Raw genomic sequence first — 12651 nt, forward strand, 5'->3', positions numbered from 1 at the left:
ATCCTCTCTCGTCGACGCCATCAACGGAGGCAACACCGGTGCACAGGCCTTTACGCTCGCCGGACCCGTCGTGGCAGGACCTTACGAATATTCCCTGTTCAGAGGAGCGGCGGACGGCACTGCGGCCGAAAACTGGTATCTTCGTTCGGAACTGGCACCTGTGCCACCCGGCCCCGATCCCACGCCTCCCGGACCTGACCCTCTGCCCGACTATCGCCCCGAGGTGTCGCTCTATGCGGCGATTCCCACCATGGCGGCCATTTACGGTCGGCATATGATAGATACGCTTCACGAGCGCGTTGGTGACGAGGAGCAACGTCAGCGCTCCGAAGATGCCCTGTCGCAATCGACCGAACCGCGTACATGGATGCGCGCGATCGGCCACTGGGGACATCGCTCTGGCGATCCGCGGGGCATATATGACGGTGCGCCTGAGTTCGACTATCGCTTCGCTGCGTTTCAGGCGGGATTGGACCTTTATTCCAATGAAGCCAACGGGTTGACCGATCGCGCGGGTTTATACCTTGCCTACGGTCATGGCATCATGGATGTGACCCAGGACCGGATTTTCGAAGAGCGGAGCGCAGGTCGCAACCAGTTCGACGCCGTCACGCTCGGCGGATATTGGACCCGTCTGGCAGACGACGGCTGGTATCTGGACGGCGTGCTTCAGGGAACCTGGTACGGCTTCAATACGAGATCGAACCGCAGCACGGCAATTGGCTTTCCGGAACAGGACGCCGATGGCGTGGGTCTTGCCGCATCGCTGGAGGCTGGGCGTGCTTTTCATCTCGCGGACGGCTGGCAGATCGAACCTCAGGCACAGCTGGTGCTGCAGACGATCCGGATGGGGGACTTCAACGACGGGGCGGCCGATATCGACTTCGACACGTCGAACTCGGTTACAGGCAGGATCGGAGCGCGGCTCGCGCGATCCTGGAATGCAGACGACACGGATAAAACGTCCCAGAGATCTTATACGGTGTGGGGCCGCGCGAGCCTGTGGCACGAATTCGCGGCGGAAGCGCAGACGGACATATCGTCCGCCAACGGCCCGGTTGCCTTCGCAAGCGACCTCAAGGAAACCTGGCTCGAAATCGGGATTGGCGGCACAACACGACTATCGCAAAGCACATCGCTCTATGGAAACGTCAACTTCAGCACGACTTTCGACGCCGACCAGTACGCCTGGAACGGGAAGTTGGGATTGAAGATGACGTGGTAGAACCGGACCACGCCTTGAAAGGATCAAAGAGCGTGCCTGGCTCGCGCGGGCGGCGGGGCACCTCTCCTGATCATCTGGCAATAGGAGCCTGAAAATGTGGTTTCCAATCCTGGCACGTCTTCCCTTTGCGATAGCGGGTATCATTACGGGGTGGTTCGTCGCAGATGGAACGGTCAGGTTCGACATCATCCAGCTCGGCGTATCGCTGGTCATGCTGGCGGCGTTTCTCGCCGGCGGACTGTATGCACCAACGATCTTCAGGTGGCTGGGAAACGTGCGGGACAGAGAATAAAACCGGGATGCCGGGCGGTGTTGCGTTGACTGATCCGCAAGGAGGCCAGCATGAGGCACATTGTCATGTCTCGAAGGAGCCGAGCTGCGGCAGCAAGCAGCCAACGCCTGAGACCGCAAGCGAAGGGGTGCCGCCTATTTTCGCCAGGCGCGGTCCATGCCATTGTGTTCATGCACGTTTTGAAGGCTAAGGCAGGTTCGCATGCAGCGATTTTCATTGGGATCCATCGATCTCAATCTACTCAAGGTCATCTACGCCCTCGTCGTCAAAGGCAACATGACGGCAGCAGGCGAGTATATCGGTCTCTCCCAACCCGCCATGAGCCATGCGCTGAAGCGCGTTCGTGCCATCACGGGTGATGAATTGTTCCGGAAAACGTCAGGTGGTTTCGTGATGACGCGGTTCTGCGCGGAGATTTTTCCGGCAGTGCGGCGTATCATCGAAGATACCGAAACCGTGATGCTGTCACATCTCAAATTCGAACCGGAAACATCGCACCGCGCCTTCAGGATCGGAATGAACGACTATTTCTCCGTCGTCCTGATGCCTCGCCTGATTGAACGTGTGCAGGCGAGGGCTAAGCATTGTGTGCTGGAAGTCATTCACATGCCGCGCACGGGTGTAGCCAACAATCGAAACTTCCTCCCCGTCGTACAGGAGCATCTCGATGAAGGCACGATTGATGTCGCCGTCATGACGGCGGACAATTTTCCGGCCCGTTACCGCTGCACCTCACTCTTTACGGAGAGGCGCGTCTGCATCATGTCGGCCACCAATCCGGCGGCGCAGAAGCCGCTGACGCTGGATGCGCTGCTGTCGCTTGGACACGTCAAGGTCACCTCCGCGCCAAGCCGTCGTGGCTGGATCGACGAGCGGCTGGACGCCATGGGGCTTGAGCGAAGAGTCGTTGCCGTCGTGCCGCATTTTTCTGCAGCGGTGGCGATCATAGCCCGCAGCGATCTTGTGGCGATCATGCCGGAAAGCGTTGCGAAACTCTTCGAACGTTCGCACGAATTGTTGCTGCTGGAATCTCCCTTTGCAGAAGAAAAACAGTCGACCAGCATGATCTGGCTTGCCGAAAAGGAGCGCGATCCGGCAAGCCAGTGGCTGCGGGAGCAGATTTCCGACTGTTTCATCGGGGACGCGCCCTGATGGATCAGCGGCCTTGCAGCATCATCCGGTCGTCAACTTTGCGCGGATGAAATGATCGGCGACGCCAAGGAAATTTTCCATGGTCACCGCCGGCAATTCTTCCTTGAAGCTGCCGTCATTGCGGGCAATCGCCAGATGATCAGGGATTGCTCTCCTGTTGACGAAAACCATGTCGAGCGCTGGCAGGCACAGGATGAACTGCCCGAAATGGCCGGCGGCAACACAGGCGCCCTGCCATTCCGGCGTCTCATCCGTCACCACGGGAATCCACCAGAGATAGCTGTAGCCGGCAATCCGCGACTTTTCGCTCTCATTCATGCTTTCCGCAGGAACGCGGATCTTTGTGCTTTCTGCAACCCATTCGGTCGGCATCACCTGCGTGTCGCCCCAACGACCCTGTCGGACCATCGCAAGCCCCAGCCGCGCCATGTCGCGCCCGGACAGGAAGAAGTGATAGGCAAGGTATCGCGATGCGCCCTCGTAACCCATCATCCGCTGGCGAGAAAGGTCGAAATCCTGCATTTGCATCGGGCCTGCGAAATCTTCCTCGAATGCCTTGAAGACACTGCGGCCGGTCAACTGTTCAAAAGCGGCCCCGAGCACGTTGAAATCCCAGTTGTTGTAATGGAAATACGTGCCGGGTTTTTTGGAGCCGCGCTCTGGAATGTTCTTGGTATTGCTGCCGGGACTCCCAGGCCGATGGTAAACGCCGGAACTGCTGATCAGAAGGTCCCGCAGCGTCGCTGTCTTTTCGATAGGCAACAGGCCGTGATCCTCATCGATGCCGAGGTCTGCCATGGTCAGATCAAGATCGATCTTTCCTTCGGCAACGGCTTTGCCCATCAGCATCGACAGGATGCTCTTGCGGGTCGAGGCGAGATAGCTCACCTCGGAAATATCACCGTAGCTATAGAGGATTTCGCCGCCGGCAACCGCGATAAACGAGGTGGTCGGCAAGGCTTCCAGAGCCGCATCGACTTTCGAGCGAGCATCGGCGGAAAGACCGTGGTTGGCAGGATTATCGACCTGCTTCCATTCCTGTGACGGAAATTCCTGGCCTTGCTCGGCAGACAAATGTTCCAGAGGTGCTGAAACAGACATATTTCTTCCTTTTGCGGTTTGGTTTTGGATTTGCCGACGTCAGTCGTTCAGATGACAGGCGCTCTTGTGGTGCGAACCGACTGAACGCAGCTCCGGCCGCTCGACACGACAGCGTTCCATCGCCAGCGGACAACGGGGGTGGAAGTGGCATCCTGACGGCGGTGAAAGCGGGCTTGGTATTTCGCCTTCGATGGCGGTAAAGCTGCGCTGCACGGGATCGAGGCTTGGTCGTTCCTGAAGAAGGGCGCGGGTATAGGGATGATTGGGATGGGCGAACAATTCCTCCACGGTCGCCTCTTCCACGACACGGCCGAGATACATCACCACCACGCGATCGGAGATATGCTCAACAACCGATAGGTCGTGACTGATGAAGATATAAGTCAGGTCCAGCTGTTCTCTGAGGTCGAGAAAAAGATTGAGTATCTGCGCCTGGATCGACACATCGAGAGCCGCGACCGACTCATCGCAGATCAGCATGTCCGGTTGAACCGCAAGCGCGCGTGCGATGCCGATACGCTGGCGCTGCCCGCCGCTGAACTGGTGAGGGAAGCGGGACGCCAGTGACGGATCAAGGCCGGCGCGCGCCATCTGCTGGTTGACGTAGTCATCCAGCTCCCGCGCCGTGGTCAGCCCATGATGCAGTGGCGCAGCACCAATGATCTCACGCACCCGCTGCCGCGGATTGAGGGAGGAGGACGGGTCCTGAAAGATCATCTGGACCTTCAGCCGCGCCGTCTCCGCCTCGTCGCCCTGCATGTCCTGAAGGCGCTTGTCCCGAAAGAGCACGGTTCCGTCTGACGCCTGCAGCAGACCAGCCACCACCCGTCCGAGCGTCGACTTCCCGCAGCCGGATTCACCGACGATGCCGACGACTTCGCCTTCTGCGACGGTAAGACTAACATCATCCAGAGCGCGGACGACGGGATTGGGGGATTTCAGGCCGATGAATTCGGCGCCACGTTCGATCAGGCCGGATTTGCGGCTGAAGCGCTTGCTGACGTTACGTACCTCCAGTCGATTGCTCATGCTGGCGCTCCTTCCATGACGGGGTGAAAACAGCGAAGAAGTCGGGCTTCTACGGGCTCAAGCTGCGGTGGACTGAGACAGAGCTCGGTGGCTGACGAACAGCGGGGGTGAAAGGCGCAACCTTTCGGCATATTGGCAACGGAGGGCGTCGTGCCCGATATCTGTTTGAGCCTGAAACCGCGTTTGTTGTGCGCGGGAAGGCTCGCCATCAAGCCATTTGTATAGGGATGCATGGGGCGTCGAAGCAGATCGGCCGTCTTGCCCTGTTCGGCGATGCGGCCGGCATACATGACCGAAAGGCGGTCGGCGAGGCCAGCGACGACCGAGAGGTCGTGTGTCACCCAGATGAGGGCAGTTCCCTTTTCGCGCGCGAGCTTCTGCACGATCGAAAGGATCTGCGCCTGAATGGTGACATCAAGCGCCGTGGTCGGTTCATCGGCGATAATGAGATCCGGTGACATCAAGAGTGCGATGGCGATGGCCACTCGTTGTCGCATGCCGCCGGAGAATTGATGCGGATAGGCGCTCAGCCTCTCCTCAGGGCTTGGAATGCCGACCATGCCCAAGGCATCACGCGCCCTCTCGCGGGCCACCTGCTTGCTGATCTTTTCATGGGCACGCACCACCTCCATCATCTGCGTATCGATACGCAGCACGGGGTTGAGCGTGGACATCGGATCCTGGAAAATCATGGCAATCCGGTTGCCGCGAATGGAGCGAAACTCCCGTTCAGAGACCGTCCGCAGATCCCTGCCCTTGAAAAGTATCTGGCCACCCGTCACCTGCGCTGGTTTATCCATCAATCCCATGATCGACAGGCCGGTTACCGATTTCCCCGATCCCGATTCTCCCACAAGGCCCATAACTTCACCCGCCGCGAGGTCGAGATTGATGTCGTCGATAAGGGTGACGCGGCCTTCGGCGGTTACGACTTCGGTTTTCAAACCTTTGATTTCGAGCATGGCGGTCATTTCTGTGCAGCCTTCGGATCGAGCATTTGACGCAGGCGGTCGCCGACGAGGTTGATCGCAAAAATGGTGACGAGCAGCGCTATTCCGGGGAAAAGCGCGATCCAGTAGGTGCCCGACAACATGAATTCATAGCCGCTGGAAATGAGGAGCCCGAGCGACGGTTCGGTAACGGGCACGCCAAGGCCAAGAAAGCTGAGCGTCGCCTCAAGCGTGATGGCGCGCGCGACCTGCATGGTCAGCAGCACCACCAGCGGCGACAGACAGTTCGGCAGAAGCTGGCGAAACAGGATATTCCGGTGGGGAAGGCGCAACGACCTTGCCGCTTCAACATATTCGCGGCGCAGTTCGGTCAGCGCGGCGCCGCGGGCGGTGCGGGCATAGGTCGCCCACTCCACGAGCACGATGGCGAAAACGACGTTGCCGACGCTTTTCCCGAGCAGCGCAAGAATGAGGAGCGCCGAAAGGATCGTGGGAAAGGAGAGCTGAAGATCGACAATGCGCATCATGGCCGTCTCCACCTTGCCGCCGACATAAGCGGCTGTCAGGCCGAAAGCGGTGCCGATGACGAAGGCGATAGCCGCCGATCCGAGACCGACGATCAGGCTGATCCGCAGACCGTGGAGAATGGCGGAGAGCATGTCGCGCCCCTGATCGTCCGAGCCGAAGACGAAGGTGAAGCCAGCGGAAGCCTCCGATCCCGGCGGCATGCGGCCATCCATGATGTCCAGTTGCATCAGGTCGTAGGGGTTTTGAGGCGATAACATCGGAGCGAAGATCGCCAGAAGGGCAATAAGTATGATCAGGATGAGGCCGATGAGCGCAAGCGGTGAGCGTGAAAACTGCCGCAGGAATTGCAGCCCGGGTCGGAATTTTGCGGAGACGGGGATAGCTTGCACGTCACTCTCCCTGAAGTCGAATACGCGGATCGAGCAGCCTGTAGGTGACATCGACGACGAGATTGATGATGACGAACATGATGACCACAAGCATGAGATAGGCCACGATCACGGGGCGATCGAGCGCGGCGATACTGTCGATGATGATCTTCCCGACGCCGGGCCAGGCAAAAATCGTTTCAGTGACAACAGAAAAGGCGATTGTCTGGCCGATATCGAGCCCGACGACGGTCACGACCGGTATCATGACATTCTTGAGGACATGAATGCCGAGTATGCGCCGTGGCGAAAGGCCCTTGGCCTTGGCAAACCGCACATATTCGCTGGACATGGCCTCGCGGACACCGGCTTCCGTCAGGCGCGTCACCATGGAAATGTTAAACAGCGAAAGGCTGATTGCCGGCAGCACCATGTGCCTGAGGCCATCCAGCGTGACGAAGGACCATGGAATGCCAAACAGGGTTTCGGTTGCACCGCGACCGGAACTCGGCAGCCAGCCCAGCTGCACGCTGAATATCATGATAAGCAGAATGGCTATCCAGAAAATCGGCAGGCTGAAACCGAAGATCGAACCGACCATGATCATGCGGGAAAATGGGCTCTCGGGCTTCCAACCCGCCATGAGGCCGAGGGGCACGCCGAAGACGAGCGACAGCAGGACGGCCGCAAAGGCAAGCTCCAACGTGGCCGGCAGGCGGGACAGGATCAGCTCGACAGCCGGCTCCTTGTAGACATAGCTGATGCCGAGATTTCCCTGGAGTACGCCTTTCAGAAACAGAAAGAACTGCTCGTAAAGCGGGCGATCAAGGCCGAGATCGGCGATCAGCCGCAGGCGGTCTTCATGCGTGGCTTCCGCCGGAAGCAGGGTTTCGATCGGGCTGCCTATCAGGTGAAGACCAACAAACACGATCACGGCCATTGCTAGAGCGACCAGTATCGCTTGCAACAGGCGCTGGATAATCCATAGGGTCATGATACCCTCAAAACATTGATGATGTGGCGCAGGCCCGCCGATTTCGACATGCGGGCGCTGTCAGATATACCGCATTTCAGGCTTTGCCTTCTTGCAAAAGCCGCTCATCTGCGCGCAGGAGGTGACGGTGACGGATCGAAACAATTCCGATCCGTCAGGCAGACTTATTCGGATATATCCTTCACGAGCGTACGCTCATCGATCCGCGGTGCATAGGACAGGCCTTTGCGCGTAACCCAGGCGTTGCTCTGCTGGTAAAGCGGTATGATGGCGCCGTCATTTACCGCAACCTTGACCGCCTCCACAAGGGCCGTCTCGCGAGCCTTGTCGTCGTAAATCGTCATCGCCTTCGCGACGAGATCATCGAGTGCCGGATTGGAGTATCCGCTGTCATTTGAAGCACCCAGTCCACGCTTCGGATCAACGGTTCCGATAACGTTCACCAACATGGAGCTTGCATCATAGGTGGCGTTACCGAGCCCCAGCAGCTTCATGGAGAATTCCGATTTACGCGAAGAGAAGGTGGTCCATGGAAGGGCCTCCACATTCGTCTTCACGCCAATGCGCGTCCACATCTGCGCGACGGCCTGAACGACGGCAGGCGCATTGGGATAGCGGTCGTTCGGCACATGAACCGTCAGCTGGAAACCGTTCGGGAAGCCAGCATCGGCCAGCATCTTCTTGGCGCTTGCCGCGTCCGGCTTCGGTGGTTGAATGTCGTCGGTGTAGGAGAAGGCACCTTTGGGCAGCCACTGGCCGGATGCCGTGGCTGTACCTTCCATGATCTTATCGACGATACCTTGACGGTTTATCGCCACGGACAAAGCGTTGCGGACGCGTGCATCGGCAAGCGGGTTTGTCTCCAGCGCTTCACCATTCGGCCCCTTTACATTGGCTTTCCAGCTCTCTCCCGAGGTCGTCGGCGCCAGATAGATCACGCGCAGACCGGGCGTGGAGACGAAGGAAAGATTTGCTGTCGACTTGAATCGCGCGATATCGGTTGCGGCGGGGGCGTCGATAATGTCGACATCACCCGCCAGAATAGCCGTGGTGCGCGCGCTGGCGCTGGAGATCATGCGGTAGGTCGCATGGTCCCAGACCACTTTCTTGCCCCACCAGTCTGGATTGCGCTCCAGCCCAACTTCGATGCCCTGCTTGAAAGTCGAGAAGCGAAAGGCGCCGGTGCCGATTGCCGCTTTTCCGGAATTGTAGTCTGCTGTGTCCGCGCCCTCCCCGACGTGCCGGGATATGACCGCTATATTGGCAAGATCGCCCGGAAGGGTAGGCGCCGGTGCCTTCGTGGTGATGAGGACCGCAAGATTTCCATCGGTTTCGACGCTTGCGACATTTCTGATGAAACCGCCGAACCCGCCGGGGCTATTTGGAACATTTCCAGCGCGGCTGAGCGTGAAAACAACGTCATCGGCGGTGAAGGGTTTTCCGTCGTGCCATTTTACGCCCTCACGAAGGGTAAAACGCCATTTGGTTTCGGAAACGGCCTCCCATTTCGTTGCAAGGCCCTCGACAAGCTGCCCTTCGGCTGTCCGCTCGGTCAGCCTGTCGAATATCTGCATGGCGATACTGTTGTTTGGAGAGGCATTATAAAAATGCGGATCAACCGATGTCACGGTGCCGCTCAATCCTACCTTAATATCCTTCGCAATAGCCGGAGAAACCGCAAAGCTGGCGCAGGCCGCCAAGCATAGAAAAACCGCACTTTTCCTCATTTCGTTCCCTTTTTTATTGATTTCTTTGAGCGATGAACCGCCTTGGCCACGTTGGCTCGTAAAGTATTATTCCGGCCTCCGCCTGATTTATCAAATGAATGTTTTTTCCATTCATCATTCGCCAGGCGAATATACGGCCGCGCCAAAGTCGGTTCAGGTGATCGAGAGCAACGTGCAAGGGAACTGGCCGGTCGCCTATAATTCGATTGTGTCAAGGACAGCCGTTTATAGACGGCGCTTCCGAGTACTCGTGAAAAGAGCAGGTTGGCGGCCGCCGAGAAATAACGCGCTGAAACCGCTTAGCGAAAATCTGTCTGCGTATAGAAAACCGGCAATATGGGTATCATTCCCAACTCTTCGCCGGCAATGCTGTCGCTAATTCGTACTGAAGCAACCGCGGCGAAAGGCGGATGTAATCCCGAGGTGTTTTCGGATTGCGCGGCTCTTCACGTTTTGAAATGAGCAGTCACCGAAAATGAGTTCCCATCGGCGAACTATGCGGTCATGTCTTGCTCAGATCGTATGGGCACCTGCTCGACGAAACGCGAAGCAAAGAGTTGACAGTATGGAAAATCCGGTTGCGTTGAATCGTCTTTCCGAAAACACGATCTTCCGTAAGGGCGATGTTTTCGTACTCTTCGGCGAATTGTTCGGTCGCGGGTATGCCACCGGCCTGCTAGACGAAGCCAGACGGGCTGGAATGGAGATCGTGGGGATCACCGTCGGACGGCGCGACGAGAATAACGCCCTGCGGCCGCTCGACGCCGAGGAACTGTCTTCTGCGGAGGCCCAGTTGGGCGGTAGGATCATCAACATACCGCTTATGGCGGGTTTCGATCTCGATGCGCCAGCAGACGGCCCAACGCCCACCGATCTTCTGGCAAAGATGACGCTTGAGAGCTGGGAACACGACAGGCTCGACTGGGACTATCTGGAGCAATGTCGAGACATTGCCACTGCGCGTTTCAAGGCGTCGCTGTCAAAGGTCATGACCGCTCTGGACGGAATGATCGCTAATGGCCGCAATGTTTTCTTCGCCCACACAATGGCCGGCGGCATTCCGAAGGCGAAGACATTCCTGGTCGTCGCCAATCGAATCTACAAGGGAACTGGCCCCCGCCACATGTCTTCTCAGACGCTGCTCGACAGCGATATGGGAAAACTCATTCTGCAGAATTTTGACGACGTCTCTGCAAACACCTTTCGCCATCTCATCGACTTCAGCACAGCGATCCGCGAGCGCATCGAAGCCTCGGGCGGACAAGTGCGATATACGGCCTATGGTTATCACGGATCGGCGGTCCTGATCGATGGGAGCTATCGTTGGCAAACCTATACCAACTACACCCAGGGATATGCGAAGATGCGTCTCGAAGGCATCGCCGAGGATGCCTGGGCGAAAGGCATTAAGGCAACCGTCTACAACTGCCCTGAAATCCGGACCAATTCGTCCGACGTGTTCACCGGTATCGAGCTGCCCCTGATACCACTGCTGCTTGCGTTGAAGAAGGAAAACGGGAGCGAATGGGCCGACGAACAATGGCAGGCCTGCGAGCAGTTACTCATGGACGGCTTAACCATGAACGATGTTTTGCGGAAGATCACCGACATGCAGGCCAGCGAGGTCATGCGTCCATTCTATGATTTTTCGGCATGGCCCATGGCAAACAGCCAGGCACAGGCCGATTTGACCATCGGCACGTCAAACGAGATCACCCGGATGCATCGGGATGGCAAGACGATGATTAGTGATCTCCTGAGCAGTCTCGTTGTGACTGCAACAGGGCAACTGATCTTTGGCGAATCGTCTGAACCCGCGGGTCCCGTCCTTTGGCTCAACCACGATATTGTTGCCCGGCGACTTAACGCTTCCCACCCGCATTCTAAGTCTTCTGCGCCGCTCGTCGCTCAGGGGACGGCATCCCCGCATCCTGAGATGGCGTGACGGCGTCCCCAACCTGGCTTGGAAACCAGGTGTCTTGGCCTGGAGCGACAAATCCCGTCAGGGGAACGCCCCTGCAATTGGTCCTGTGTACCGGCAGCTTGTTGCAGGCGTCATAAGAAGCGAGTCCGTTGGAGCATCGGAGAAGGGCTCTTTTTTCCGCGACATTGGAACAAAATCGGAAGTGGCCCATTTCATCGGCGTACAATTCTCAGGGCGCTGAATGATCGACAACCAGAACTCCCGGCAGGACGCCAAAGACGCCGGTGAGCGTCTTGTGTCAGCGCATGCATCAGAAGATCCGTTTGCGGCCGCATTCAAGGCCACCCGCATGCCGATGCTGATTACGGACCCACGGCAGCCGGACAATCCCATCATTTTCTGCAACAAAGCGTTCTGCACCCTCACCGGCTACGAGGTTGGCGAGCTAATTGGACGCAACTGCCGACTCCTGCAGGGACCACAGACCGATCCGGACGCCGTCACCAAACTTCGTGACGCCGTTGCATCGCAAAAAGACATTGCCGTCGATATCCTCAACTACAGGAAAGATGGATCCAAATTTTGGAATGCACTTTTCGTAAGCCCGGTGCGCGACGTGTCCGGAGCCGTGATCTACTTTTTCGCCTCGCAGCTCGACTTCACCAATATCAAGAGTAAGGAAGCCGAACTCGCCCGCGCCCGGCACATTGCCGAGGAAGAAGTGGCGCTCAGAACGGCCGATCTGACCGAGGCCTTGCGCGCAAAAACCGCGCTCGTGCATGAGGTCGACCACCGCGTGAAAAACAATCTTCTGACGATCGCTTCCATCGTCAAGCTCCAGGCGCGAATGACAGACAACGAGGTCGTCGAGCGGACACTGATGTCCGTGCTGAACCGCGTCGAAGCACTGAGCACCGTTCAGCGCAAACTTCTGAACGATGAGGATGTTGGCCATTTCGACGTGGCGGATTTCGCCAACACCCTGATGCTGGACAAGATCGGTGCCTTAAAACGGACCGATATCAGTCTCACGACAGACCTTCACGAGGTCGTGGTTCCAGCAACCAAGGCATCTCCTCTGGCCTTGATCATCAACGAACTCATTGGAGACGCGATTGGCCGGGGACTGAAAGAAGGCGGTGGTGAACTGCATCTGGAAGTGAAGCGACTCAACGGTCACTTCCTCATCCGGGTCGTTGACACCGTTGTCCCGGTGGAAGTGGATAGCGAACAAGCCGCCTTCAGCAAGAAGATGCTGGAAGCGTCACTAAAGCAGTTGCGTGCAACGATCGTAAGGACCGTCGATGGTCGCCGTACTGACGTGCGGGTCACGCTCTCTGTAAAAGACTGAAAGGATATCG

The 12651-nt window shown here is 57.8% G+C and carries 11 protein-coding genes; 5 read left to right on the forward strand and 6 right to left on the reverse strand.

Annotated features, from left to right (window positions below):
* Nucleotides 1-19: 19 nt before the first annotated feature.
* From QE453_RS04120 to QE453_RS04130, 3 genes are all read left to right on the forward strand, one after another.
* The gene (locus QE453_RS04120; protein WP_309776923.1) at nucleotides 20-1225 is read left to right on the forward strand and encodes an autotransporter outer membrane beta-barrel domain-containing protein; all 1206 of its coding nucleotides are present in this window, start codon (nucleotides 20-22) and stop codon (nucleotides 1223-1225) included.
* A gap of 94 nt (nucleotides 1226-1319) precedes the next feature.
* Nucleotides 1320-1517: a hypothetical protein gene (locus tag QE453_RS04125; RefSeq protein WP_309776443.1), complete on the forward strand. Its 198-nt coding sequence runs from the start codon at nucleotides 1320-1322 to the stop codon at nucleotides 1515-1517.
* Nucleotides 1518-1718: 201 nt separating this feature from the next.
* Nucleotides 1719-2669, forward strand: a complete 951-nt coding sequence (locus tag QE453_RS04130) for a LysR family transcriptional regulator (protein ID WP_034497496.1) — start codon at nucleotides 1719-1721, stop codon at nucleotides 2667-2669.
* Nucleotides 2670-2690: 21 nt separating this feature from the next.
* Here QE453_RS04130 and QE453_RS04135 read toward each other — a convergent pair whose 3' ends face one another.
* The 6 genes from QE453_RS04135 to QE453_RS04160 form a co-directional block, all read right to left on the reverse strand.
* Nucleotides 2691-3770, reverse strand: coding sequence for a serine hydrolase (locus QE453_RS04135; protein WP_309776444.1), 1080 nt, complete (start codon nucleotides 3768-3770; stop codon nucleotides 2691-2693).
* A gap of 39 nt (nucleotides 3771-3809) precedes the next feature.
* Nucleotides 3810-4799 carry an ABC transporter ATP-binding protein gene (locus QE453_RS04140; RefSeq protein WP_309776445.1) on the reverse strand — a complete coding sequence of 330 codons (990 nt, stop codon included), beginning with the start codon at nucleotides 4797-4799 and terminating at the stop codon, nucleotides 3810-3812.
* Entirely contained in the window at nucleotides 4796-5770 is a 975-nt protein-coding gene (locus QE453_RS04145; RefSeq protein ID WP_309776446.1) for an ABC transporter ATP-binding protein, read from the reverse strand. Before QE453_RS04145 ends, QE453_RS04140 begins: the two co-directional genes overlap by 4 nt.
* Nucleotides 5767-6666 (reverse strand): ABC transporter permease, encoded by a 900-nt coding sequence (locus tag QE453_RS04150; protein WP_113381393.1) that lies wholly within the window; start codon nucleotides 6664-6666, stop codon nucleotides 5767-5769. Before QE453_RS04150 ends, QE453_RS04145 begins: the two co-directional genes overlap by 4 nt.
* Nucleotide 6667: 1 nt before the next feature.
* Nucleotides 6668-7639, reverse strand: a complete 972-nt coding sequence (locus tag QE453_RS04155) for an ABC transporter permease (RefSeq protein ID WP_004446060.1) — start codon at nucleotides 7637-7639, stop codon at nucleotides 6668-6670.
* Nucleotides 7640-7803: 164 nt separating this feature from the next.
* Nucleotides 7804-9267 (reverse strand): ABC transporter substrate-binding protein, encoded by a 1464-nt coding sequence (locus QE453_RS04160; protein ID WP_309776448.1) that lies wholly within the window; start codon nucleotides 9265-9267, stop codon nucleotides 7804-7806.
* A gap of 664 nt (nucleotides 9268-9931) precedes the next feature.
* Here QE453_RS04160 and QE453_RS04165 point away from each other — a divergent pair.
* Nucleotides 9932-11311, forward strand: coding sequence for an enoyl-acyl carrier protein reductase FabMG (locus QE453_RS04165; protein ID WP_309776926.1), 1380 nt, complete (start codon nucleotides 9932-9934; stop codon nucleotides 11309-11311).
* Between the two features lie 220 nt (nucleotides 11312-11531).
* Nucleotides 11532-12641: a PAS domain-containing protein gene (locus tag QE453_RS04170; protein ID WP_006697873.1), complete on the forward strand. Its 1110-nt coding sequence runs from the start codon at nucleotides 11532-11534 to the stop codon at nucleotides 12639-12641.
* Nucleotides 12642-12651 lie beyond the last annotated feature (10 nt).

The organism is Agrobacterium sp. SORGH_AS_0440, assembly GCF_031453135.1.
Taxonomy (GTDB): Bacteria; Pseudomonadota; Alphaproteobacteria; order Rhizobiales; family Rhizobiaceae; genus Agrobacterium; species Agrobacterium pusense.

Coding starts and splice junctions, on each gene's coding strand:
- QE453_RS04125 (WP_309776443.1), top strand. CDS start 1,320: ATGTGGTTTCCAATCCTGGCACGTCTTCCCTTTGCGATAGCGGGTATC.
- QE453_RS04130 (WP_034497496.1), top strand. CDS start 1,719: ATGCAGCGATTTTCATTGGGATCCATCGATCTCAATCTACTCAAGGTC.
- QE453_RS04135 (WP_309776444.1), bottom strand. CDS start 3,770: ATGTCTGTTTCAGCACCTCTGGAACATTTGTCTGCCGAGCAAGGCCAG.
- QE453_RS04140 (WP_309776445.1), bottom strand. CDS start 4,799: ATGAGCAATCGACTGGAGGTACGTAACGTCAGCAAGCGCTTCAGCCGC.
- QE453_RS04145 (WP_309776446.1), bottom strand. CDS start 5,770: ATGACCGCCATGCTCGAAATCAAAGGTTTGAAAACCGAAGTCGTAACC.
- QE453_RS04155 (WP_004446060.1), bottom strand. CDS start 7,639: ATGACCCTATGGATTATCCAGCGCCTGTTGCAAGCGATACTGGTCGCT.
- QE453_RS04165 (WP_309776926.1), top strand. CDS start 9,932: ATGGAAAATCCGGTTGCGTTGAATCGTCTTTCCGAAAACACGATCTTC.
- QE453_RS04170 (WP_006697873.1), top strand. CDS start 11,532: ATGATCGACAACCAGAACTCCCGGCAGGACGCCAAAGACGCCGGTGAG.